The following is a 24,341-nucleotide window of genomic DNA, read 5'->3' as shown; positions in this document are numbered from 1 at the left end:
CGGTCAGACCCGGGCCAGCGTCATCCTGACCCCCTCGGCGAGCTCGGCGGGCTCACCATCGCCCGGGTTCAGCGCGTCCACCACAGCGAAGTCCGTGGCGAGGACCTCGCCGGCGATCAGCCCGGCGTGACGGTCGGCCCAGTCGCGGCGGGCCGCCGGGACCTCCAGGCGCACCCGGATGCGGTCGGAGATGTCGAACCCGGCGCCGCGGCGGGCCTCCTGGATCTCACGGATCCGGTCCTTGGCCCAGCCCTCCGCCTCCAGCTCCTCGGTGACGGTCAGGTCCAGCACCACCAGCCCGGCCCCGCCCGGGAGCGCGGCCGTCGATTCCGGGTCCGCGGCCACGAGGCGGTGTTCGTACTCGCCCTCCTGCAGTTCGACCCCACCGGCGATGACCACCCCGTCGGCCTCGGACCAGTCCCCCGTCTTGGCGGCCTTGATGCACGCCTGAACCTGCTTGCCCAACCGCGGCCCCGCCGCGCGGGCGTTGACGGCCAGCTCCATCCGCCCGTGGGCGGCCACGTCGCTCGTCAGGTGGACGTGGCGCACGTTGACCTCGTCGGCGATGATCCCGGTGAACGGCTCGAGCCTCTCGGCGTCGGGCATCGCCACGGTGAGGGAGTTCAGGGGCAGGCGCACGCGCAGCTGCTTGGCCTTGCGCACGGAGGAGACGGTCGAACACACCGACCGCACGGCCTCCATGGCCTCGACCAACCCGGCGTCGCGCGGGAGCTCGTCGGCGGCCGGCCAGTCCGCGAGGTGGACCGACTCCCGCCCGGTCAGGCCGGTCCACACGACCTCCGACATGAGCGGGAGGAGCGGGGCGGCGAGCCGCATCGTCGTCTCCAGCACCGTGTAGAGGGTGTCGAAGGCGTCGCGGGAGTCCTGACCGGAGGCCTCCCCCGCCCAGAACCGGGAGCGCGACCTGCGCACGTACCAGTTGGTCAGGGCGTCGGCGAACTGTCGCAGTTCGTCGCAGGCGGCGGCGATGTCCGTGGTCTCCAGGGCCTCGGTCATCGCGTCCCGGGTCGTGGCCAACCGGGACAGGATGTACCGGTCCAGCACGTGCGGGGAGTCCGTGCGCCAGGTGGCGCGCTCGGCGGCGTACAGCTGCAGGAAGCTGTAGGAGTTCCAGAGCGGCAGCATGGCCTGACGCACACCCTCGCGGATGCCCTGTTCGGTCACCACGAGATTGCCACCGCGGAGGATGGGGGAACTCATGAGGAACCATCGCATGGCATCGGAGCCGTCGCGGGCGAAGACCTCGTTGACGTCCGGGTAGTTGCCCTTGGACTTGCTCATCTTGAGCCCGTCGTTGCCCAGCACGATCCCGTGGGCGGCGACGTGCGTGAACGCGGGACGGTCGAACAGCGCCGTGGCCAGCACGTGCAGCGTGTAGAACCAGCCGCGGGTCTGACCGTTGTACTCGACGATGAAGTCGCCCGGGTTGTGGGTCTCGAACCACTCCTTGTTCTCGAAGGGGTAGTGGACCTGCGCGAACGGCATGGACCCGGACTCGAACCAGCAGTCGAACACGTCGGCCACCCGCCGCATGGTGGATCTGCCGGTCGGGTCGTCGGGGTTGGGCCGGGTCAGCTCGTCGATGTACGGACGGTGCAGATCGGTGGGCCGCACCCCGAAGTCGGCCTCGAGCTCGTCGAGGGAGCCGTAGACGTCCACGCGCGGGTAGGCCGGGTCGTCCGACTCCCACACGGGGATCGGCGCGCCCCAGTACCGGTTCCGGTTGATGTTCCAGTCCCGCGCGCCCTCGAGCCACTTGCCGAACTGCCCGTCGCGCACGTGCTCCGGCATCCACGTGATGTGTTCGCGATTGAGCTCGACCATCCGGTCCCGGAACGCGGTGACCTTGACGAACCAGGCCGGCAGGGCCATGTAGATCAACGGCTGCCCGGAGCGCCAGGAGTGCGGGTAGGAGTGCTCGATGGTCTCGTGCCGGATCAGGCGACCCGCGGCACGCAGGTCGCGTGAGATGGGCGCGTTGGCGTCGAAGACCAGCTGGCCCGCGTACGGGGGCACCTCGGCGGTGAACTTGCCGTCGGGGCCGACCGGAATGACCAACTCGATACCGGCCGCGTCGCAGGCGTCCTTGTCCTCCTCACCGAAGGCCGGCGCGAGGTGGACGATGCCGGTGCCCGACTCGGTGGTGACGTAGTCCGCCGACAGCACGACGTGCGCGCCGGGGTGGCCGGCGAAGAAGTCGAACGGCGGGACGTACGTCAGACCCACCAGGTCGGCGCCCTTCGCCGTCGCCACCACCTCGGCGTCCTCGCCGAACTCGGGCGCATACACCCCGCGGCGGGCCTCGGCCACCACGAAGCGGCGGCCGGCGAGCTCACCGGAGTTCACCTGCACCACGCAGTAGTCGATGTCGGGGTGGACGGCGGCGGCCAGGTTGGACGGCAGGGTCCAGGGGGTGGTGGTCCAGACCAGCGCCTCGGCGCCGTGGAGCGGGCTGGACTGCGGCGCCTCGAGCGGCAGGCCGACGGTGACCGCGGGGTCCTGACGCATCTTGTACGCGTCATCCAACCGGGTCTCCTGGTTGGACAGGGGCGTCTGCTCGTACCAGGAGTACGGCAGCACGCGGAAACCCTTGTAGACCAGGCCCTTGTCGTAGAGCCGCTTGAACGCCCACAGGACGGACTCGGTGAAGTCGATGTCCAGCGTCTTGTAGTCGTTCTCGAAGTCCACCCAACGGGCCTGACGGTGGACGTACTCCTCCCACTCGTCGGTGTAGCGCAGGACCGACTTCTCGCAGGCCGAGTTGAACTCGGCCAGACCCATGTCGAGGATCTGCGACTTCTCGGTGATCCCCAGCTGCTTCTCGGCCTCGAGCTCGGCCGGCAGACCGTGACAGTCCCATCCGAAGCGGCGCTCGACCAGGTATCCGCGCATGGTGCGGTAGCGCGGGATCACGTCCTTGACGTACCCGGTGAGCAGATGCCCGTAGTGGGGTAGGCCGTTGGCGAACGGGGGGCCGTCGTAGAAGACGTATTCCTCGGCGTCCGCCCGTCTGCGGACGGACTCCCGGAAGGTGTCGCGCTGGTCCCACCGGGCCAGGACGGTCTCCTCGAGGGCGGGGAACGACGGCGACTGTGCCGTGGTGCCGCCGGTGAGGTCGAGAATCGGGTAGGCGCTACCCGTGGCGGTGGGCTCGGTGCTCATGCGGGCGGACTCCTCGCGGTACGGGGCCCGCACGAGTGGGTACCCGTGGGGCCGACAGGCCTGCGCTCGGGGACGATCCGGACACGACTGGCGCGTCCGTCCGCGGTACCACCCCGTTTGACGACGACGGTGCGACGCCCACTCATGGGTCGGGGGCCGGTCGGGCTCCCCCGTTCGGTTCTACTGAGCCGCCCCCTCCACGGGACCGGCTGTTCTTCCGAGCGCTCCCCGGTGATGGCCGGATCGCAGCGCATCCGGCTCACCGCCGGACATGGGGTGATGTTACCTGTCGGCGTGGGAGTCCGCCGCGTCCGCCACCTCTGACGGGTCCCGTCCGGACCCGTCACGCGCGGATCTCCCGCGGATGAGATCCATGACCAGCAGCAGCAGGCCGAGGGCGCCGACCACGATGCAGGCCCACGCCCACCCGATCTGACCGGTGGCGACGGCGGCGACGAGGAAGACGAATCCGAGGATCGTCAGTCCGAGTGCGGCGACGAGCATGCGTTCCTCCTGCCGTGGTGCGTGTCGTGGGGCGCGCCTGTTCCGGGGCGGTCCCACTCCCCGAATATACGTCGGTCCCCGCACCCTGGGCAGGGGCGGGGACCGGACGCGTCGACGCGGGAGGACTACTCGGCGCGGTGGCCGCCGTCCTTCTTGGCACCCTGGTCGGGCGCACCGGCGTTCTCCGCCGGGGCGGCCGGGGCAGCCGATCCGGACTTCCCGAGCTCGGACAGCTGGTTCTCGAGGTAGCTGGTGAGGCGACTGCGGTAGTCCTTCTCGAAGGTCCGCAGCTGGTCGATCCGGCCCTCGAGCACGCCACGCTGCTGGTTGATGGTGGCCATGATCTCGGTGTGCTTGCGCTCCGCGTCGGCCTGCAGGGCGTCCGCCTTGGCCTGGGCTTCCTTGATCTGCTGCTCGGAGCGTGACTGGGCGTCCTTGACGATCCCGTCGGACTTGGTCTTGGCCTCGCCGAGGATCTTGTCGGCCTCCCTGCGGGCGTCGCCGACCATCTTCTCCGACTGCGTCTTGGCGTCGCCGACCAGCCGATCGGACTCGCCGCGCGCCTTGGCCATGAGCCCGTCGGACTCCTTCTTGGCCTCCCCGGTCAGCCGGTCCGCCATCTCCTGCGCCATCGCGAGAACGCGGGCCGCACGCAGATGCGTGTCGGAGTTGGCGGCACCGCTGTCCTCGCTCTTCGCGAGCGACGGGGTGGCCGCGGCCGGGGCCGGCGTCGGCGCTGGGGGCGCGGCGGCCGGCGTGGCGGCCTGGGGCTCCTCGACGCGGCCGGCACCCGAACCGCTCGCGGAGTCACCGGGGGCCTTGTCGGACTTCTCCGCCGCCTTGCGGGCCTTCTCGAGGTCCTTGTTCAGCTCCTCGACACGCTGACGGAGGTCGTCGTTGTCCTCCACGAGCTTTCCGAGCTCCTCCTCGACCAGGTCGAGAAACTGGTCGACCTCGTCCTCGTTGTAGCCCCGCTTACCGATCGGCGGCTTTGAGAACGCGACGTTGTGCACATCGGCTGGAGTCAAGCGCATGGGATACCCCTCGTGGTCGTCTCGGGTGCCGGCCCGGCGTTCTCGAACCGGACCCACGACATCATTACTACCTTAACGCGTGCCAATCTAGTCACATTCGGCCCGCGCGTCACCTGCGGCCCGCCGCGGGCGTCACCCACGGCCGGCAGCCCGGCTCACGCGACGCTGGTCATGAGGATCCGCAGGATCAGCTGGATCACGATGATGATCACGAAGAGGACGAGGACCGACAGGTCCAGCGAGACCTGGCCGAGCCGCACGGGCTTGATGACCTTGCGCAGCGCCTTGACCGGCGGGTCGGTGATGGTGAACAGCCACTCGAGGATCACCGCCAGGAAGCCACGGGGATTCCAGCCGCGGGAGAAGGAGGCGATCATCTCCACGACGATCCTGGCGAGCAGCAGGTACCAGAAGACCTGGGTGATGATGTAAAGGACCAGCAGGATTTCACGCACGACATAACCCTACTGGCAGTGGCCGGCGCCGCGCCGCCGGCACCCGGTCAGGCGGGGTGGGCACCCGGGGGTCAGCGACGGAACGCGCCGTTGACGGCGTCGCGGACCTCGGCCTCGGTGAGGTCCATCCCGGCGGGCTGCAGGAGGAAGGTGCGCTCGCGGTCGGTGACCTTCTCCATGCGGCCGTCGAGTCCGAAGACCAGGCCGGCGGCGAAGTCGACCATCCGGCGGGCGTCGCCGGAGGCCATGGTGGACAGATCGAGCACCACGGCGCGTCCGGCGCGGAAGTGTTCGCCGAGGCTCTTGCCGTCACCGAATCCCCGCGGACGCTCCACCACGGTCTCGGGCAGGGTCACCAGACCGTCCTCGACGAAGTCCTCCTCGGGCGCCAGCGCGACGGCGCCACGGGTGACGGGCACGCCGCGCAGGGAGGCCCGGGCACCGGCCTCGGCGGCGTGGTAGCGCCGTGGGCGCGGGGCGGGCTCGTCGAGACCACTGCGCTGTCGGCGGTCCGCGACGTGGTCCTCGACGGGATCGAGGTCCGCGAGTCGGGTCCGGGGGGCCGCGTCGTCGCCGTAGCGGTCGGCCGCGTACCCGTAGTCCTCGCGGCGATCACGTGCGACGGGGCCGAGGTCGTCGGCGTCGTGCAGCGCACGGGAGCCGCGGATGTCATGGTGGACCGGTCGGTCGTAGTCGTCCAGGTACTCGTCCTCGTACGCCGCGACGGGCGCCATTCCGAAGTACTCCTTGAACCGGGCGATTGCGCTCATCTTCCGGGGACCTTCCTGATACGGGTCGTCGCGGGCCGTTCCTCGTGGGGAGAGGCCCCACGATGCTGGACCTCAAACTACTGGTCGCGGCCCGAGGATCGCCGTTCCGACACGCACGCACGTCGAACCGGCGGCTATCGCGGCCTCCAGATCGCCGGACATCCCGGCGGAGAACTCACGGGCCCCCGGATGGTCGCGCCGCAGTTCCTCCGCCACCCGGGCGGCGTCGGCGAAATGGGCGGCGGGTGACCCGTCCAGCGGGGGCACCACCATGAGTCCGACCAGCCGCAGGTGGTCCAGTCCCGCGACGTGGTCGGCGAGCCCCGGGAGGTCCTCGCGGGCCGCCCCGCCACGTGAGGTGTCGCCATCCAGGCTCAGCTGGAGCAGCACGGGGAGCTCCCCGGGGTCCTCACCCTCCGCCGCGGCCCGGGCCCGACCCTTCTGGAGACCGTCCGCGACCCTGGCCGAGTCGACCGAGTGCACGCGATCCGCCCACCCGGCCACCGCGGCGGCCTTCTTGGACTGGATGTGGCCGATCATGTTCCAGCGCACCGCCGCCGCCAGATCCGGCTCGGTGGCCGACAGATCGGCCACCTTCGCGGCCGCCTCCTGGACACGATTCTCGCCGAGGTCCCGGACCCCCAGGCGGGCGAGCCGCACGACGTCCCCGACGGGGTGGAACTTGGTGACGACGACGAGGTCGACGCCGTCGTGCCGTCCCGCCGCCGCCAGCGCCGCGTCCAGCCGCTCCCTGGTCTCGGTGAGCCGTGCGGCCAACTCCTCTGATCGGGGATCAGACACGGCGGGTGGGCTCCGGGCGGGGACATCGCTGCATGTCCTCAACCTATCGGAGCGGCCCGGCCGGTCGCCAGCAGGTCAGAGCTGCCGCAGGATGACGCTGGCCTGGCGTCCGGTGCGCCCCTGCCTGCGGTAGGAGAAGAGGGAGTCATCGGCGATGGTGCACCGCGGGTCGGTGTCCACGCGGACCACGCCGAGTCCGGCGAGCTGTCGGGCCAGGCCCGCGCGCAGGTCCACCCCGGCCGTCCCGTCGACGGTCCGGGTGCCGCTGCCCGGCAGGGCCGCCTCCACCTCGTCCGCGAGGTCGTCGGGCAGCTCGTAGTGTCGTCCCGCCGCCGCCGGACCGAGCAGGACGGAGATCCTCTCAGGACGGGCTCCCAACGACGTCATGGCCCCGATCAGCGAGGGGACGATCCCGCCGACGGCACCTTTCCGGCCGGCGTGGGCCGCGCCGATGACCCCGGCCTCCTCGTCCGCGGCGAGGACGGGCACGCAATCGGCACTCAACACGGCCAGGGCCAGGCCGGGCCGGTCCGTCACCAGTCCGTCGGTCGCCGGGACGGCCCCGCCGGTGGGGCGGGTGACCCGGGCGATCCGGGTGCCGTGGACCTGGTCCATCCACACCACGTCCGACGCCGCCACTCCCAGCCTGCGCGCGAGGCGGGCCCGGTTGGCCGCCACCGCGGCCGGGGCGTCGCCGACGTGGTCACCGAGGTTGAACGAGTCGAAGTCCCCGGTGGAGACGCCTCCGCGGCGGGTGGTGATGATCCGGCGGACGCGCCCGGGGCCGTGGGTGGCCACGCCGGTCAGTGCCGCATGAAGGGGGGGACGTCGATGTCGTCGTCCTCGTCCCGGCGGCGCGATCCCTGGGTACCGGCGCCGGCCTGAGCCGACTCACGGCGCTCCTCGCGACGCCCGCCGTCGAGAGGGGTCGATCCGAGCCCGGAGGCACCGCCGGTGTCGCCGGAGGCGCCGGGGACCTCGTCGTCGTCGAGGTGGTGGCGGCCGCGCCGCGACTGACCCGCACCGGAGGACTGCCGGGAGCCGCCCTCGAACCCGGCGGCGATGACGGTCACCCGCACCTCGTCGCCGAGCGAGTCGTCGACGACGGTGCCGAAGATGATGTTGGCGTCGGGGTGCGCCTCCTCCTGGACGAGGGTCGCGGCCTCGTTGATCTCGAACAGACCCAGGTCGCTGCCGCCGGCGATCGACATGAGTACACCCTTGGCGCCCTCCATCGTGGTCTCCAGGAGCGGCGAGTTGATGGCGGCCTCCGCGGCCTTGTACGCCCGACCCTCGCCCCGCGAGGAGCCGATCCCCATGAGCGCGCTGCCGGCCCCGGACATGACGCCCTTGACGTCGGCGAAGTCGACGTTGATCACGCCGGGGGTGGTGATGAGGTCGGTGATCCCCTGGACGCCGTTGAGGAGGACCTCGTCGGCGGTCTTGAAGGCCTCCATCATGGACACGCCGGCGTCCCCGAGCTGGAGCAGGCGGTCGTTGGGGATCACGATCAGGGTGTCGCAGGCCTCGCGCAGGCCCTCGATCCCCGCCTCGGCCTGTCCCCCGCGACGCTTGCCCTCGAAGGAGAACGGGCGGGTCACGACGCCGACGGTGAGCGCGCCGAGCTTACGCGCGATGGCCGCGACGACCGGCGCGCCACCGGTGCCGGTACCGCCGCCCTCCCCGGCCGTGACGAAGACCATGTCCGCGCCCTTGAGGACCTCCTCGATCTCGTCCTTGTGGTCCTCCGCCGCCTTGCGCCCGACCTCCGGGTCGGCGCCGGCACCGAGGCCGCGGGTGAGTTCGCGACCGACGTCGAGCTTGACGTCGGCGTCGGACATGAGCAGAGCCTGCGCATCGGTGTTCACCGCGATGAACTCGACGCCCTTGAGGCCCTCGTCGATCATCCTGTTCACGGCGTTGACACCGCCGCCCCCGATTCCGACGACCTTGATGACTGCGAGGTAGTTGTGCGGTGAGCTCATCGAGGCCCGGCCTTCCTTTGGGGGTGTCGTGCTCGGTTGCATGCTGTCTCGACGAAAGACTCTCGCCTAACTCTCACCCTCTACTTGAGGGTTAAAGTTGCTGGTCAGAGGCGGTTTCCGCCGTCGGATCACACGGTAGGGGCACCGGCCCCGCACGTCCACGAGGCTCGCGGGCGTGTCGGTCTACCGTGAGGCCGGCAACGCCGGATTGGAGACGTTCCAGACCTGCCCGGGTTGCTCGAGGACCATCTGCAGGGCGACCGCCTTCTCGTGGTCGCGACCCGCGGCCCCCCACTCCACGGTGCGCCCGTCGACGAGGGTGAGGACGATCGACGCCGGACTCTCCACCTCGACGGACGCGATCTCCTGCCCCGCGGTCCCCCGGACCTCGGCGAAGACCGTCGACAGGTCCCGGACGATCCCGGGCAGGTCGGAGCGTGCGCCGTCCCCCACGGTGAGCTCCGGGGTTCCGGGAGGCGGGTCCCCCTGCCCGAAGTCGATGCCCTGCCCGTCCACCAGGTGCCGGGCGCCGTCGACCTCGACCACGACCAGGGCGGTGCGCTCGATCAGCTCGATCCGCAGGGTCGACGGGTAGTCCCGCGTGACCGTGACCTGGTCCACCCTCGGGATCCCCGCCACGCGGCGCGCCACCGCGTGGGTGTCCACCTGGAGCAGCGGGGTCCCGGGGGACACCGCCGCGCGCTCGGTCACCGCCTCCACGGGAATGGTCCGGGTCCCGACGACCCGGACCTCCCGGACGGAGAACACCGGCAGGAAGTACAGCGCGATGTATCCCACCAGGAGGACGACCAGCGCCACACCGAGCCCCACATAGATGCGGTTGGTGCGGCGACGTCGCCTGCGCAGCGTGGCCCGCACCGCGGGGTCGGAGTGACGCACCCGCTCGTCCGAGCTACGGACGGCCGCCGCGGCGAGTCTCCGGTCCGGGTCGTCCGAGGCCGCCTGGTCCAGCGGGTCCGTCGGATCCGCCGGGTCCGTCGGGTGGTCGCGTGGCTCGTCGGTCACCGCTGAGCCCCCTTCACGGCGTCGGCCTCGTCATGACCCCGTCCCGCTCCCCGCGGGCCCGGCGACGATCCTCGGGCCGAGCGTGGTGATGTCTCCGGCCCCGAGCGTGAAGACCACGTCGTCCGGCCGGATGATCCCGAGCACCGTGGACAGGGCGGTGTCGAGGTCGGGGACGTGGTGGGCCGGCGAGCTCACGTGGCGGGTGACGAGGCCGCCGTCGACGCCCTCCTCGGGTTGCTCGCGCGCGCCGTACACGTCGAGCACCACCACCTCGTCGGCCAGGGACAACGCCCGCCCGAACTCCTCGGCGAAGATGCGGGTGCGGGAGTAGAGGTGGGGCTGGAAGACCGCGATCAGGCGGCCACCGTCCGAGGCGACGATCTCCCGCCCGGCGCTCAGGACCGCCCTGACCTCGGTCGGATGGTGCGCGTAGTCGTCGAACACCCGCACCAGTCCACCCTGGACCGCGACCGTGCCCTTGGGTTCGAACCGACGCCCCACTCCCCCGAATCCGGACAGACCGGACAGGACGTGGTCGACGTCGATCCCGGCGTCCCCGGCGACCTCCCGGGCGGCCAGGAGAGCGGCGAGCGCGTTGAGCGCCATGTGTCGGCCCGGGGTCCCCACGTGGAGGTCGCCACGAGACCGCCCGTCCAACGTGAGCCCGGCCCGGGTCCCGCCCGAGTCGACCTCGATCCCGTCGAGTTCACCCACCACCGGAAGGTCGGTCGTGGGGCCGGCCGTGGTGCGGTACCCCACCACCCGCACCCCCACGGACGCCGCCCGGCGCGCGCGCTCGGCCGCTCCCGCGTCGTCCAGGCAGACCACCAGGACGCCGGTGTCCGGGATCCGGGCGAGGAAGGTGTCGAAGACCTCGAAGTACGCCTCGGCGGTGCCGAAGTGGTCGAGATGGTCGGGCTCGGCGTTGGTCAGGATCACCACGTCGGGCTCGTAGTGCACCAGTGAGCCGTCGGACTCGTCGGCCTCGGCCACGAACACCGGGTCGGCCCCGCCGTGGGCGTTGGTGCCGTACTGCAGGACGGTGCCCCCCACCGCGAAGGACGGGTCCGCACCGGCGGCGAGCATGCCGGCGATCAGCATCGACGTCGTGGAGGTCTTCCCGTGCGTGCCGCACACCATGATCGAGCGACCGGCACGGGCGAGGTGACCCAGGACCCGGGAGCGGGTGACCACGGGTATCCCGGCGGCCCGGGCCGCGACCAGCTCGGGGTTGTCCGCGGGGATCGCGGCCTTGGAGACCACCACGATCTGCGGCGGGGCGTCGAGCGCGTCCAGCGCCGATGCGTCGTGGCCGACCCGGACCACCGCGCCGCGCGCCTCCAGCGCCCGGAGGTCCGCCGAATCCCTGGCGTCGCTTCCCGAGACCGCCACACCGTGGTCGAGCAGGATCCGCGCGACGGCGGACATGCCCGCGCCCCCGATGCCGATCATGTGGACCCGGGTCAGGGTGGCGGGAACGGACCCCGCCGTGACGTCGTCCCCGGTGGGTCGGGCTTGCGGTGTGGTGCTCTCGGTCAACGCCGGGCCTTCCCGGCGGCGTCGAGCGCGATGCGCGCCACGACCTCCGCCGCATCTCGTGAGCCACCGCTGACGGCGGCCGCGGACATGGTGTCCAGACGCTCCCGGTCCAGTGCGAGTGGCAGGACGGTGGACCGCAGGTGGTCCGGGGTGAGCGCGGCGTCCTCGACGAGCAACGCCGCCCCACCCGCGACCAGGTCGCGGGCGTTGAGGGCCTGCTCCCCGTTGCCGTGTGGGAGCGGGACGAACACGGCGGGGAGCCCCACCGCGGACACCTCGGCCACCGTGATCGCACCGGACCGGCACAGGATCAGGTCGGCGGCCGCGTACGCCAGGTCCATCCGGTCCAGATACGGCACCGTCACGTAGGCGGGGCCGTCCCCGACCACGGTCGGTGCGTCACCGAGGTTCTTGGGTCCCACTGCGTGGAGCACCCCGACCCCGGAGTCGGAGAACTCCTGTGCCACCGCGGACATCGAGGCGTTGAGGGACCGCGCCCCCTGGGATCCGCCCACGACCAGCACGGTCGGCGCGTCGGGGTCCAGTCCGAAGGCCGCCCGGGCCTCCGCTCGGAGGGCACGCCGGTCGAGACCGGCCACCGCCCGCCTCACCGGATTTCCCACGACCCGGGCGTCGAGCCCGGAACCGCTCACCGCGGCGAGGGTGGCGACCGCGAACCGGGCGCCGAGCTTGTTGGCGATCCCCGCGCGGGCGTTGGCCTCGTGGACGACGATCGGGACGCGCCCCCTGGTGAGCGCTGCCGCCAGGTACACGGGGACACACGCGTACCCGCCGAAGCCCACCACGACGTCGGCCTCCGTCCGGCGCAGCACGTCGCGGGCGCCCCGCACAGCGCGGACCAACCGGGTGGGCAGGCGGAACAGGTCCCCGCCCACACTGCGGGGCAGCGGCACGGGGTCGACCAGCTCGAGCGGGACCCCGCGGCGCGGGACCAGCTCCGTCTCGAGCCCCCTGGGGGTGCCGACTGCGGTGACGCGGGCGGCGGGGTTGAGCCCGGCCACCGCCTCACCGACGGCCAGGGCGGGCTCGATGTGACCCGCGGTGCCACCCCCCACGACGAGGACCGAGGGACCGTCACGGCGCGGCGCGGTCATCGCTCCCGCCCCCGGTGGATCGGGCTGGGGCCGCCGGCGCCCGGGGACTGCCGCGATCCGGGCTCGGGGGCGGGGCGTCGGGGCTGACGACGGTCGGCCTCACGACCGCGGACGCCACGGGCGTTGCGACCGGTCATGGCGGTGGCACCGCGGCGACGGTCACGGGCGGTGTCGGCCGGGATCGGCATCGACTCGTACGCCGGGCCGGTGGGTGCCCCGCGCGCCGGACGCGGGGCCGGGGCGGGCTGGGCGGCCCTGCGGGCGGCCGCGGACCTGTCCCGGGCCGGTGTGTCGGACGGCCGTGCTCCGGACGATCGCGCGGCGGTCGATCCCGCGGCCGCCGCCCGGGGGGTGGACGACCGGGGTGCCGACTGCCGGGTGACGGGCTCGCCGTAGCGCCGGGCACCGGCGCTCGAGCGGCCGGGTGCGTCCGAGGCCGGGACCGGGCGCTCTGGGGTGTACGGGCGCGGGTCCGGGAGGGTGAACCAGCGACGCCGGCGTCGCTCCGGGGAGCTGAGGATCGCCGAGATCGCCTCGGGCTCGTGGCGGGCGCAGTTGGCGAGGAGACCGAGGGAGGCCAGGGTCACGACCGCCGAGGTGCCACCGTTGGAGATGAGGGGCAGCTGGAGGCCGGTGACCGGGAGCAGACCCACCACGTACCCGATGTTGATGAACGCCTGCAGCACGATCGTCGTGGTGATCGTGCCGGCCAGCAGGCGACGGAACGGGTCCGCCGACCGCAGCGCGACGCGCATGCCGGCCCACCCCAGCGCCAGGTACAGCGTGACGACCACGGCGGCGCCGAACCAGCCGAGCTCCTCCCCGATGATGGCGAAGATGAAGTCGTTGGTCGCCTCCGGGAGGTAGAACCACTTGGCGCTGGACTGCCCCAGGCCCACCCCGAACAGGCCGCCCTCGGCGAGCGAGAGCATCCCCTGATACGACTGGTAGGCCGAACCCTGGGGGTTCGAGAAGTCACCGACGAAGGTGTTAAAGAAGGTCCGGACGCGCTCGAAGCGGTAGGCGAACGTCACGGCGAGGACGCCGAACACGACGGTGCCGAACGCGATCACCCACACGAAGTGCCGGGTGGGGTACCCGGAGAACCACAGCACGCACAGGAATGCGATGGTCACCGCCGTGGCCATGCCGAGGTCGGGGGCGACGACGACGAGGGCGGCGACCACCCCGTACCCCACGATGGCCGGGAAAAGCAGGTCGAGCCAGTACCCGGTGCGGATGCGCTTGGCCACCACCGACGACGCCCAGATGATGAACGCGAACTTGGCGATCTCGGCGGGCTGGATCGCGAAGAAGCCGAGGTCGATCCACCCGCGGGAGCCGTTGATCTCCATGCCCACACCGGGGATCAGCACGGCGATGAGCAGACCGATGGACACCAGGAGCATCGGCAGCGCGGCAGCCCGCAGCAGCTCGAACCGCATGCGCAGGGCCACCACGAACCCCACCCAGCCGATCGTGACGAACACGGCCTGGCGCAGGAAGATGTCGAACGGCGTGCCGCCACCGGAGAAGGCGAGGACGTTGGAGCTCGACAGCACCATCCCCAGGCCGATCACGGTGAGCAGGGCGGTGACCACCATGACCACGTGGTACGAGGTCAGCGGCGCACGGTTGATCGCGGCCAGTGGCGCGGCGATGCGCCCCAACAGATCGGGCCGGGTCGCGGCGCCGGCCTCGTCGGCGTCGTCCCGGCGAGCGGGTTCGTGAAGTGCCATGCCCTACCTCCCGGCGACCCGGCCCACGGCGAGCGCGAAGCTGCGCCCGCGGTGGCCGTAGTCGGTGAACATGTCCATCGACGCGGCGGCGGGGGCGAGCAGTACGGTGTCGCCTCCGGTGGCCATCCGCGCGGCCTCGGCGACCGCGCGGTCCATCGTCTGCTGCGGCTCGTCGGGAGCCGCCGCACCGTCATCGTCTCCCGAGGTCAGCTCCACGACGGGCACCCCCGGCGCGTGTCGGGACAATGCCTCGGCGATCCGCCCGCGGTCGCGGCCGATCAGGACCACACCGCGGAGTACGTGCGACACCTCCGCGACCAGCGGGTCGACATCGGCGCCCTTGAGCAGGCCGCCGGCGACCCACACCATCGTCCCGCCCGCCAGCAGCGAGGTGCGCGCGGCGTGCGGGTTGGTCGCCTTGGAGTCGTCCACGTAGCGGACGTCGTCGACGGTGTCCACGAGCTCGGCGCGATGCGCGGCCACCGTGAATCCCCGGAGCGCTGCCGCCACGTGCTCTGGTCGCGCCCCCACGGACATCGCCACAGCAGCGGCCGAGAGCGCGTCGAGGATGCCCGCGGGCCCGGGCGGCCGGACGTCCACGGCAGGCAGCAGCGCCACCTCGTCGTCGTCGCCCTCCTGCTCGCCGATCCGCGCGGTGAGGACCCCGTCGATCACACCGAACTCTCCGGCGCCGGGTGCGCCGAGGCGCACCCCGATCCGCGTCGGGGCGGGCGCGGCGGCGAGGAGTCGGGAGGCGATCTCGTCCTCGGCCCCGGCCACCGCGACCCGCCCGGTGAGCACCTGCGCCTTGGCCGCGGCGTAGGCCTCCATCGACCCGTGCCAGTCCAGGTGGTCCTCCGCGACGTTGAGGACCACCCCCACGTCGGGCCGGCACCCGGGGGCCCAGTGCAGCTGGAAACTCGACAGCTCGGCGGCGAGGACCTCCACCCTCGGCTCGGCGAGGAGCACCTCCGTCACCGGCAGTCCGATGTTGCCGCACGCGCGCACGGCCATCCCCGCCTCGAGGCAGATCGCCTCGAGCATCGAGGTGGTGGTGGTCTTGCCGTTGGTCCCGGTCACCGCGAGCCACGTCCGTGGCGGTCCGAACCTCCCGGCCGCGTCGGCGCGCCAGGCCAGTTCGACGTCCCCCCACAGCTCGAGGCCGGCCTCGGCCGCGGTCCGCAGCAGCGGGGAGTCCGGCCTCCAGCCCGGGCTGGTCACCACCAGGTCGACCCGATCGGGGCCGGTGTCGACGAGCATCTCGGCGGCGCGGTCGAGGCCGACCCCGGTACAGGTCACGCCGTCCGGGAGCGCCCCCCGCAGCAGTTCGACGGCCTCCGGTCGCGAGTCCGCCACCACGGGCTCGGCGCCGAGCGCGTGGAGGATCCGGACGGCCCCCGGCCCGGACACCCCGGCGCCGAGGACGAGCACGCGGGCGCCGGCGAGGTCGCGGATGTCCATACGCTCTCGTGTCACGTCGGTCATCCCGTCGAGCTCGCGAGCCAGTCACCGTAGAACAGCGCGATGGCCAGGCCACAGGAGATGGCCACGAGGAGCCAGAACCTGATGGTCACGGTCGTCTCGGCCCATCCGCCGTTCTCGAAGTGGTGGTGGATGGGTGTCATCCGGAACGGACGACGGCCGGTGGTGCGGAACGCCGCGACCTGGATGAGCACCGAGACGAACTCGATCACGAAGACCGCGCCGACGACGACCATCAGGAGTTCGGTCCGCGAGACCACCGAGACACCGGCGACGATGCCGCCCAGGAACATCGACCCCGTGTCGCCCATGAAGATCTTGGCCGGCGCCGCGTTCCACCACAGGAAGCCCAGGCACGCCCCGAGCGCGGCGGAGCACACCACGGCGATGTCGAGGGGATCCCGGACCTGGTAGCACCCGGACAGGTCCACCCCCTCCGCCGTGGAGAAGCACGAGTACCGGAACTGCCAGAAGCTGAACACCACGTAGGTGCCCATGACCATGGCCATCGAACCGGCCGCGAGCCCGTCCAGACCGTCGGTGAAGTTGACCGCGTTGGACCAGCCGTAGACCAGGAGAACGATGAAGACCAGGAAGACGACCACCGGGAAGGTCACGGCGACGAAGTCCCGCACGTAGCTCAGCGACCTGCTGGCGGGGGTCAGCCCGTCGTCGTTGCGGAATCCCAGGACCAGGATGCCGAAGGCGAGCGCCGCGAGCACCTGACCGGCGGTCTTGGACAGGATGCCCAGACCCTTGTTGTGCCGCTTGAACACCTTGAGGCCGTCATCGATCATCCCGACCACGGCCAACGCGGTGGCCAGTCCGAGGATGAGCAGGCCGGAGGCGGTGAACCCGCCACCGCCCACCGTCACCTGCCCCACCAGCCCGGCCACGATGTACCCCAGCCACACCGCGGCGAGGATCGCGATCCCGCCCATGTTGGGGGTCCCGCGCTTGCTCATGTGCGACTGGGGGCCCTCCAGGCGGATCTCCTGCCCGAAGCCGTGCCGACGGAAGTAGATGATGAGCACCGGGGTGAGGAAGATGCTCACGACGAAGGCGACGATGCCCGCGATCATGATCTGGGTCATTCGGACTTCTCCTCACCACGCGACGCGAGCAGATGCTCCGCGACGCTCCACAAGCCCACGGCCGCCGAGGCCTTGACCAACACGATGTCCCCCGGCTGCACGCGCTCGTCGACGATGGCGGACGCCTCCTCGGCGGTCTCGACGTGCTCCGCCTCCGATCCCCACGAGCCCTCCTGCACCGCCCCCTGGAACAGTGCGCGCTGGGGTCGACCCCGGCCGACCACCACGAGTTGGGACACGTCGAGCCGCACGAGGAACCGCCCGATGAGGTCGTGCTCCGTCACCGAGTCGTCGCCGAGTTCCGCCATCTCGCCCAGGATCGCCCAGGTCCGGCGGTGTCCCCCTCCCGACCGGGCCATCACCGCGAGCGACTTGAGCGCGGCCCGCACCGAATCGGGGTTGGCGTTGTAGGAGTCGTTGATCACGGTGACACCGTCGGCGGTGACCCGGACGTCCATCCGCCGGGCGGAGGCGGCCCGGGCGGTGCCGAGAGCGGCGGCGACCGCGGCGACGTCCATACCGCAGGCCAGACCCACCGCGGCGGCCGACAGGGCGTTGCCCACCTGGTGCTCCCCGTGGACGCGGAGGGCCACGTCGGCCTCGCCGTCCGGGGTCACCAGCCGGAAGGAGGCCCGGACCTCGTCGTCGAGCCGCACGTCCTCGGCGCGGAGGTCCGCGGACCGGCCCGTCCCGACCGTCACGACCTCGGCGGACGTCCGCCCGGCCATTCCCAGGACCCGGTCATCGTCGGCGTTGAGCACCGCGACCCCTCCGTGGGCCGCATCCGGCAGGGCCTCGACCAACTCACCCTTCGTGGCGGCGATGACGTCACGCGACCCGAACTCACCCAGGTGCGCGGTCCCCACGTTGAGCACCACACCGATCCTCGGGGGCGCGATCTCCGCGAGCTCGCGGATGTTGCCCGGCGCGCGGGCACTCAGCTCGAGCACCAGGAAGTCCGTGGACTCATCGGCACGCAGGGCGGTCCAGGGATGGCCGATCTCGTTGTTGAACGATCCGGGCGGCGCGATGACCGTCCCGGCCGCGGAGAGAACCGCGCCGATGAGGTCCTTGGTGCTGGTCTTGCCCGAGGAGCCGGTGATCCCGACCACGACGAGCCCGTGGTCGGCGACCAATCTGTCCACGCTGGCGCGCGCCAGGGACCCGAGCGCCGCGAGCACCGCCGCACCGGACCCGTCGGAATCCGCGGCCAGGACCATGGCGTTGGTCACGCGCCGGTCCACGGGGGGCACCACGATCTGCGCGCCCGCGCCCTCGGGGACATCGGTGACCTCGCGGGCGACCAGCGCCGCCGCCGCACCCGCCTGCAGCGCGCGGGCGACGAACTCGTGTCCGTCGACCCGCTCGCCGGGGAGTGCGAGGAACAGTCCGCCCGGCTCGAGACGACGGGAGTCGAACTCGACGGAACCGGTGACCGCGGTCGAGGGGTCGCCGCCGACCAACCGACCGCCGACGATCCCGGCGATCTCGCCGAGGGTGAGGTCGATCATGAGGTGCTGTCCTCCGTCTGGACCGATGGGTCGGTGTAGTGCATGCGTCTGATGATTTCCTCGGCCGCGCGGGCCCGGTCGTCGAAGGGGAAGACCGCGCCGTCGATCTCCTGCCCGGTCTCGTGGCCCTTGCCCGCGATCACCACCGCGTCGCCGGCGCGGGCCCAGTCGATCGCCGCGGCGATCGCGGCCCCCCTGTCCCCTATCTCCTCGATGCGGGTCCCGTCGGGGGCGGCGGACTCGGCACCGGCGCGGACGGCCTCGCGGATCGCGGCCGGGTCCTCGCTGCGCGGGTTGTCGTCGGTCACCACCACGAGGTCCGCGACCTCCGCGGCCGCCGCCCCCATCAGAGGTCGCTTGCCCGGGTCCCTGTCCCCGCCGGCGCCCAGGACGACGGCCACCCGGCCCCGGGTCTGCGCACGGACGGAGCGCAGGACCGCGGCGACCGCGGCGGGTTTGTGGGCGTAGTCCACCAGCACCCGGAAGTCCTGGCCCCGGACCACGGGCTCGAGCCGGCCCGGAACCCTCACGTTCCGCAGCCCGGCGGCCGCGGCCCGCACGTCCAGCCCGAGGGAGTCGATGATCGCGAGCGCGACCAGTGCGTTGGCCACGTTGAAGCGGCCGAGCAGTGGCAGATCGACCTCCACGGTCACGCCGTGCGGTCCCCACGCGGCGAAGGCCTGTCGATCGCCGTCGGTGGTCAGTGCCTCGCCCGCCGTCCAGTCGGCCGACCCGCGGGGATCGGCCGAGACGGTCACCGCGTCCGGTCGGGACGCCAGCAGTCGCCTCCCCCAGTCGTCGTCGATCACGATCACGGCCCGTTCGGCGGGCCGCACCGCGGAACCCGTGTCGGCGTCGGCGTCGAAGAGGCGGGCCTTGGCCTTGAAGTAGTCCTCCATGCTCGGGTGGAAGTCGAGGTGATCCTGGGAGAGGTTGAGGAACGCGCCGACGGCGAACCGTGTCCCGTCCACCCTGCCGAGCCGCAGCGCGTGGCTGGAGACCTCGGCGGCGACGGCGCGGGCGCCCTCCGAGCGCATCGCACCCAGCAGCGCCTGGAACTCGGGGGCCTCGGGGGTCGTGAGGCTGCTCGGCAGGTGCCGCCCGCCCACCCGGCTGCCCGTGGTACCGATGATCCCCGCCACGAGGCCACAGCCCTCGAGTGCGGCCTCCACCAGATACGAGGTGGTGGTCTTGCCCGACGTCCCGGTGATCCCCACGACGTCCAACTCCGCGGACGGGTCCCCGACGATGGCCGCCGCCACCTCGCCCAGGACGGACCGCGGCCGGGGGTGCACGAGGACCGGGACACGGTCGGCGGCGGGCCCCATCAGCTCCAGCCCCTCGGCGTCGGTGAGCACCGCCGAGGCGCCCGCCTCGACCGCGGTCGCACAGAACGAGGCGCCGTGGATCCTGGTTCCGGGCAGCGCCGCGAAGAGGGTGCCGGGCAGCGCGTCCTGGGCCCGGATGGTGGCGCCGGTGAGCTCCGTGTGGGCTGCCGCCCTGTCGCCGAGGAGGCCGGCGCGCACCGCGTCCGCCAGCTGTGCCGCTGTCGTCATAGCCTGTCCTCGACCCGCCTCTCGTTGTCCGTGACCCCCCGTGAACCCGCTACACGCTACCTTGCCGGTCGCGGGTCACTGCGCCTGCAGGATCAGGTCGGCTGCGGGGGCGGACGGCGGGATGTTGTCCCGGTTGACCAGCCAGGAGGCGATGTCGTGGAACAGCGGCGCGGCGGACGCCCCGAGGGTGCCGCGCTGGGGGGCGTCGAGCATGATCGAGATCACGTACCGCGGATCGTCGGCGGGCAGGATCCCGGAGAAGGTGATCCAGTACCGGGAGTTGGAGTAGCACGCACACGACGGGTCGATCTGCTGGGCCGTGCCGGTCTTACCGCTGATCTGGTACCCGGCCACCGCGGCCTGAGGGCCGGTTCCCGCCTGTGCTCCCGGCCCGGACTGGACCACCGAGCGGAACATGTCGCGCACCGTGCGAGCGGTCTGCTCACTCACCACCCGCTCGCCCTCCGGTCGCTCGGACGCATGGGTCTCACCGTCCGGGTCCACCCGCTCGGCGACGATCCGGGGCGGCACCCGGACCCCGTCGTTGGCGATCGTCTGATAGATGCCCGCCATCTGCAGGGTCGTCATGGACAACCCCTGGCCGATCGGCAGGTTGGCGAAGGTACCGCCCTGCCAGTTCTGCAGGTCGGGCACCAACCCGTCCGATTCACCGGCGAGTTCGATCCCGGAGCGCTGCCCCAACCCGAACTTCTCCAGGTACTCCGAGTACGGCTCCTTGCCGACCCGCTGGGCCAGCATGAGGGTCCCGACGTTGGAGGACTTCCCGAAGATGCCCGTGGTCGTGTACGGCGTGGGACCGTGCTGCCACGCATCGGAGACGGTCACCCCCTCCATGCTGATGCTCCCGTCGACGGAGTGGACCTCCCCGGGATCGGTCAGCCCGGCCTCGATCGCCGCGGCGGCGGTGATGATCTTCTGCACCGACCCGGGCTCGAACGGCGAGGTGATCGCCGGGTTACCGAGGTCGGCCCCGCGCTCGAGCTCGGCGCCGATCCCCACCGCGGGGTTGAAGGTGTTGTCGTTGGCCATCGCGCGGACCTCGCCGGTCCGGGCGTCCAACACGACCGCGGACGCGCTCTGCGCACCCGAGGAGTCCTTGGCGGACTGCACCGCCTTCTGGACGTGCCACTGCAGGTCCGCGTCCAGGGTCAGACGGATCGTGTCGCCGTCACGCGGTGCCGAGACGTTCCGCAGCGTCCCCGGGATCACCGTGTCGTCCTGGGCCCTGTCGAAGGTCTGTCGGCCGTCCTCGCCGTCGAGTTCGTCGTTGAAGGACGCCTCGATGCCCTGCAGGCCGATGAGCTTGCCGTCGTCGCTCTTCGACGTGGCTCCCACCACGTTGGCCGCGAGGGCTCCGCCCGGGTACTCGCGGATGTCCACACGCTCCGCGCCGATCATGGGGAACTTCCTGGTGATCGCGTTGGCCTGGGTCACGTCGACGTTGCGGACGAGGTAGGTGAAGCCACCCTGGGACGTGAGCTTGGCCTCGATCTCCTCGCGGTCCACCTTCTCCCCGAGCACGGACTCGAACTCGTCGCCGATCTCGTCGACCAGCTGGTCCCAGGTGGGTTTGGTGCGGTCCAGTTCCCTGCGCGCCTCGGCGTTGCGCTGCTCGACCAGTGGCTGGATGGACAGATCACGGGCTTCCCGGGTGAACGCGATCGGGTCGCCGTGCACATCGACGATCGCGCCACGGGTGGCGGGGAGCACCTGGTGGACCTGCCGTTGGCTCTCCGCCCGGGCCGCGAGTTCGGTGCCACCGATCGTCTGTACCCACAGCAGCTTGACCAGCGCGATCACCATGATCACCACGAAGGCGGAGCGCATCCACGTGAACCGCCGGTCCGTCGACGCCGCGGTGAGGACCCTGCCGGAGCGGGTGGGGGGCCGACCGTCACCCGACCGGCTGCCGCGAGGGGCCCCCGAGGGGACCCGCGGTCCCTGTCCCGGGTTGCGTCGATCGGTCATCGAGGGGCCTTTCGCAGATCGTGTCGTCAGTAGAGGGGGCCGGGCACCGGCGCGAGTGTCGCGGCGTCACCGCCCGGGGCGGGTGCGGGAACCGGGGGTGCGGGGGCCACGGCCGGGGCCGGGTCTGCGGGTTGGTCCATCGGCGCCGGCGGCGCGACGGGGGCCGGACGAGCGGCGAGTGGCGGATAAGGGACGGGGGCGACCCCGCGAGGGGTCCTGTCCTGGGGCGCCTGCGCGGGCGGTGCGTCGAATCCGCCCCGGTCGGGCGACGTCGACGGTTCGGACGCTACCGGAGCCGGCTGCAGCGGCTTGACCGGCGCGCCGAGCTTCGCCTCGGGCTCGCCGACCACCTCGATCACGCCGTCCGAACCCCTGGTGAGGATCGGCGCGCTGGCGACCCCGACCATCCCGAGCTTCTCGGCGCGCTGGGCCAGGACCTCCGCCGACCGGGCTCGCTCGTTGGACGCCTGGAGTGCCTCCATGCGTTCGACGAGCTGGACGTTGGCGTCACGCGCGTTCTTGAGGTTGTAGGTGTCCTGGGTGGTCTGCGCGGACAGCAGGAGCGTGCCGCCGACGCCGGTACCGATGAGGAGGAGCATGACGACGACGAAGGGGATCCTCCCCGCGAGGTCGGCGGGACTCAGCCGTTCCGCGGGGACGACCACCGTCCGGCGGCCCCGGACAGAGCGGGTGACCGGCTTCCGGCGCAGTCCCACGGCCCCGACGCCTCTGACCGGCTCGGCGCCCTCGGTGGTGGTGCCGCGCCGGGTGTCGAGGTCGTCGGCGGGATCCGACGTGTCGATCGTGCTCGTCATGGGGTTCTCCCGTCGATACGCCGGACGCAGCGCACCCGGACCGAGGCCGAGCGCGGGTTGTGATCGATCTCGGACTGTGAGGCCTTCTCCGCACCGCGGGTCACGGCCTCGAACTCGGGACCGTGTCCGGGCAGTTCCACCGGCAGACCCGCCGGGGTGCGCGAGGCGGTCCGGGTGGTCAGTTCTCGCTTGACGATCTTGTCCTCGAGCGAGTGGTACGCCATGAACACCGCCCGCCCGTCACCCCTCAGCAGGTCGAGGTACCCGGGGACCGCGTTCTCCACGGCCTCGAGCTCGGCGTTGACCTCGATGCGCAGCGCCTGGAAGACACGTTTGCCCGGATGCCCACCGGTGCGGCGGGCGCCCTGCGGGATGGTGTCGTAGAGCAGCTCGACGAGCTGGGCGCTGGAGGCGACCGGATCTGTCTCACGGCGACGCACGATCGCGGAGGCGATCTGACGCGCGAACCGCTCCTCGCCGTAGACGCGGAAGATCCTGGCGAGGTCGTCACGCGGGTAGTCCGCCAGGATGTCGGCGGCGGTCGGGCCGGTGGTGGGGTCCATCCTCATGTCCAGCGGGGAGTCGACCGAGTACGCGAAACCGCGCTCGGCCACGTCGAGCTGCATCGAGGAGACCCCGAAGTCCAGCAGCACGCCGTCGATCGCCGGGCCGGCCGCGTCCCTCGCGTCCTCGGGGAGGCTGTCCACGATCAAATCGAAGTCGTCGAAGCGGGCGTGCACGGGAGTGAACCGGTCCCGGTAGGCGGTGAGTCTGCGGGTGGCGATCTCGAGGGCCTCGGGGTCGCGGTCGACCCCGACCACCCTCAGGTCGTCGAACTCGGCGAGGAGATGCGAGGTGTGACCGCCCAGACCCAGCGTGCCGTCCACGATCACCGGGCGACGGCCTTCCGCGGCCGCGGAGTCGACGACGGGCCGGAAGAGTTCGAGGGTGCGGTCGAGGAAGACGGGGATGTGACCGGACCGGGCAGCCGCGCGGTCGGAGTCGGGCTCTTCCGCCATGTCGCCTCCCTCGCGTCCGGATGTCATCGGTGCTCCGGTTGTGGTGGAGCCCCCTGGTCCCCGTCCGGTACCCACCTGGCGTTGGGGAAGTACGTCAGGGTGGTGCCGGGCAGGGGCCGGGGGGCTCCGTCCGTCGTGCAGTCGTGCTGTCGTTCCGTCGTTCCGTCGTGCTGGTCCGTCCCGGGGATCAGAACTCGATCCCCAGCGAGGTGCCCTCCATCTCGGAGAACACGGGGAGGTTCTCCGCGCTGTAGCGGTCCCAGGCCTCGGCGTCCCAGACTTCGAGACGCTCTCCGAGGCCGTTGACCACGCAGTCCTTGCCGAGGCCCGCGTAGTTCCGCTGACTCGCCGGAATGGAGACCCGTCCCTGCGAATCGAGTTGTTGGACCTCCGCGCCGCTCACCAGGAGCCGGAAGAACGCCATGTGCCTCTCACTGAGGTTGGCGGTCGGCCGGACCTTTCTGACCAACGCGTCGAACTCGCGTTCCGGGAAGACCGAGAGCGTGTTGGTGAACCACCCACACACGACCACCCCGTCGGCCAGGCCAGGCCTGAATCTGGCGGGGATCGTCAGCCGCCCCTTGTCGTCGAGCTTGGGACGGTGCGTCCCGTACCCGACGAAGGCTCGTTCACGCTCGGAGTCGGTGGGATCGGTGTCGGTCACCCGCCACCTCCTGGGTTCAGGCCCCTTCGAGCTCCTCGCGTCCCCCACTGTACCCCACAA

20 protein-coding genes are annotated in these 24,341 nt (G+C 71.8%); all 20 read right to left on the bottom strand.

Annotated elements, in window-relative coordinates; translation table 11 throughout:
- Positions 1-3: 3 nt before the first annotated feature.
- Positions 4-3,183 carry an isoleucine--tRNA ligase gene (gene ileS / locus ABD250_RS08825; RefSeq protein ID WP_182658320.1) on the bottom strand — a complete coding sequence of 1,060 codons (3,180 nt, stop codon included), beginning with the start codon at positions 3,181-3,183 and terminating at the stop codon, positions 4-6.
- A gap of 282 nt (positions 3,184-3,465) precedes the next feature.
- Positions 3,466-3,687, bottom strand: a complete 222-nt coding sequence (locus ABD250_RS08820; RefSeq protein WP_182618041.1) for a hypothetical protein — start codon at positions 3,685-3,687, stop codon at positions 3,466-3,468.
- Between the two features lie 125 nt (positions 3,688-3,812).
- A complete protein-coding gene (gene wag31, locus ABD250_RS08815; protein ID WP_179525074.1) occupies positions 3,813-4,721 on the bottom strand; it encodes a DivIVA-like cell division protein Wag31 in 909 nt (302 codons plus the stop codon).
- Positions 4,722-4,876: 155 nt separating this feature from the next.
- Entirely contained in the window at positions 4,877-5,176 is a 300-nt protein-coding gene (locus tag ABD250_RS08810; protein ID WP_179525073.1) for a YggT family protein, read from the bottom strand.
- Positions 5,177-5,247: 71 nt separating this feature from the next.
- The gene (locus tag ABD250_RS08805; RefSeq protein WP_179525072.1) at positions 5,248-5,946 is read right to left on the bottom strand and encodes a cell division protein SepF; all 699 of its coding nucleotides are present in this window, start codon (positions 5,944-5,946) and stop codon (positions 5,248-5,250) included.
- A 72-nt stretch (positions 5,947-6,018) separates the two neighbouring features.
- Positions 6,019-6,747, bottom strand: coding sequence for a YggS family pyridoxal phosphate-dependent enzyme (locus ABD250_RS08800; RefSeq protein WP_259845803.1), 729 nt, complete (start codon positions 6,745-6,747; stop codon positions 6,019-6,021).
- Positions 6,748-6,822: 75 nt separating this feature from the next.
- Positions 6,823-7,545, bottom strand: a complete 723-nt coding sequence (pgeF, locus tag ABD250_RS08795) for a peptidoglycan editing factor PgeF (protein WP_179525070.1) — start codon at positions 7,543-7,545, stop codon at positions 6,823-6,825.
- A 5-nt stretch (positions 7,546-7,550) separates the two neighbouring features.
- Complete coding sequence (gene ftsZ / locus ABD250_RS08790; protein WP_107756220.1) at positions 7,551-8,732, bottom strand: cell division protein FtsZ; 1,182 nt, start codon at positions 8,730-8,732, stop codon at positions 7,551-7,553.
- A 183-nt stretch (positions 8,733-8,915) separates the two neighbouring features.
- Positions 8,916-9,758 carry a cell division protein FtsQ/DivIB gene (locus ABD250_RS08785; protein ID WP_182610677.1) on the bottom strand — a complete coding sequence of 281 codons (843 nt, stop codon included), beginning with the start codon at positions 9,756-9,758 and terminating at the stop codon, positions 8,916-8,918.
- A 30-nt stretch (positions 9,759-9,788) separates the two neighbouring features.
- On the bottom strand, positions 9,789-11,210 hold the full coding sequence (gene murC, locus ABD250_RS08780) for a UDP-N-acetylmuramate--L-alanine ligase (RefSeq protein ID WP_241730592.1): 1,422 nt from the start codon (positions 11,208-11,210) through the stop codon (positions 9,789-9,791).
- Positions 11,211-11,293: 83 nt separating this feature from the next.
- A complete protein-coding gene (gene murG, locus ABD250_RS08775; RefSeq protein WP_344391775.1) occupies positions 11,294-12,412 on the bottom strand; it encodes an undecaprenyldiphospho-muramoylpentapeptide beta-N-acetylglucosaminyltransferase in 1,119 nt (372 codons plus the stop codon).
- Positions 12,409-14,151 carry a putative lipid II flippase FtsW gene (ftsW, locus tag ABD250_RS08770; RefSeq protein ID WP_344391773.1) on the bottom strand — a complete coding sequence of 581 codons (1,743 nt, stop codon included), beginning with the start codon at positions 14,149-14,151 and terminating at the stop codon, positions 12,409-12,411. The genes murG and ftsW overlap by 4 nt, the downstream gene beginning before the upstream one ends.
- 3 nt (positions 14,152-14,154) lie before the next feature.
- On the bottom strand, positions 14,155-15,612 hold the full coding sequence (gene murD, locus ABD250_RS08765; protein WP_344391928.1) for a UDP-N-acetylmuramoyl-L-alanine--D-glutamate ligase: 1,458 nt from the start codon (positions 15,610-15,612) through the stop codon (positions 14,155-14,157).
- A gap of 20 nt (positions 15,613-15,632) precedes the next feature.
- Positions 15,633-16,727 (bottom strand): phospho-N-acetylmuramoyl-pentapeptide-transferase, encoded by a 1,095-nt coding sequence (gene mraY, locus ABD250_RS08760; protein ID WP_182658350.1) that lies wholly within the window; start codon positions 16,725-16,727, stop codon positions 15,633-15,635.
- The gene (locus ABD250_RS08755) at positions 16,724-18,238 is read right to left on the bottom strand and encodes a UDP-N-acetylmuramoyl-tripeptide--D-alanyl-D-alanine ligase (protein ID WP_182658351.1); all 1,515 of its coding nucleotides are present in this window, start codon (positions 18,236-18,238) and stop codon (positions 16,724-16,726) included. The genes mraY and ABD250_RS08755 overlap by 4 nt, the downstream gene beginning before the upstream one ends.
- On the bottom strand, positions 18,235-19,794 hold the full coding sequence (locus tag ABD250_RS08750) for a UDP-N-acetylmuramoyl-L-alanyl-D-glutamate--2,6-diaminopimelate ligase (RefSeq protein ID WP_344391770.1): 1,560 nt from the start codon (positions 19,792-19,794) through the stop codon (positions 18,235-18,237). Before ABD250_RS08750 ends, ABD250_RS08755 begins: the two co-directional genes overlap by 4 nt.
- A gap of 75 nt (positions 19,795-19,869) precedes the next feature.
- The gene (locus ABD250_RS08745) at positions 19,870-21,783 is read right to left on the bottom strand and encodes a peptidoglycan D,D-transpeptidase FtsI family protein (protein WP_182609921.1); all 1,914 of its coding nucleotides are present in this window, start codon (positions 21,781-21,783) and stop codon (positions 19,870-19,872) included.
- Positions 21,784-21,809: 26 nt separating this feature from the next.
- Positions 21,810-22,598, bottom strand: coding sequence for a cell division protein FtsL (gene ftsL, locus ABD250_RS08740; RefSeq protein WP_179525060.1), 789 nt, complete (start codon positions 22,596-22,598; stop codon positions 21,810-21,812).
- Positions 22,595-23,617, bottom strand: coding sequence for a 16S rRNA (cytosine(1402)-N(4))-methyltransferase RsmH (gene rsmH / locus ABD250_RS08735; RefSeq protein ID WP_179525059.1), 1,023 nt, complete (start codon positions 23,615-23,617; stop codon positions 22,595-22,597). Before rsmH ends, ftsL begins: the two co-directional genes overlap by 4 nt.
- Positions 23,618-23,804: 187 nt before the next feature.
- Complete coding sequence (locus tag ABD250_RS08730; RefSeq protein ID WP_179525058.1) at positions 23,805-24,281, bottom strand: division/cell wall cluster transcriptional repressor MraZ; 477 nt, start codon at positions 24,279-24,281, stop codon at positions 23,805-23,807.
- Positions 24,282-24,341: the final 60 nt, after the last annotated feature.

It is taken from the genome of Dietzia cercidiphylli, from assembly GCF_039531545.1.
In the GTDB taxonomy this organism is placed as follows: Bacteria; Actinomycetota; Actinomycetes; order Mycobacteriales; family Mycobacteriaceae; genus Dietzia; species Dietzia natronolimnaea.
Note: the sequence above shows the minus strand (reverse complement) of the source record. Positions and strands in the feature narration are given on the sequence as shown.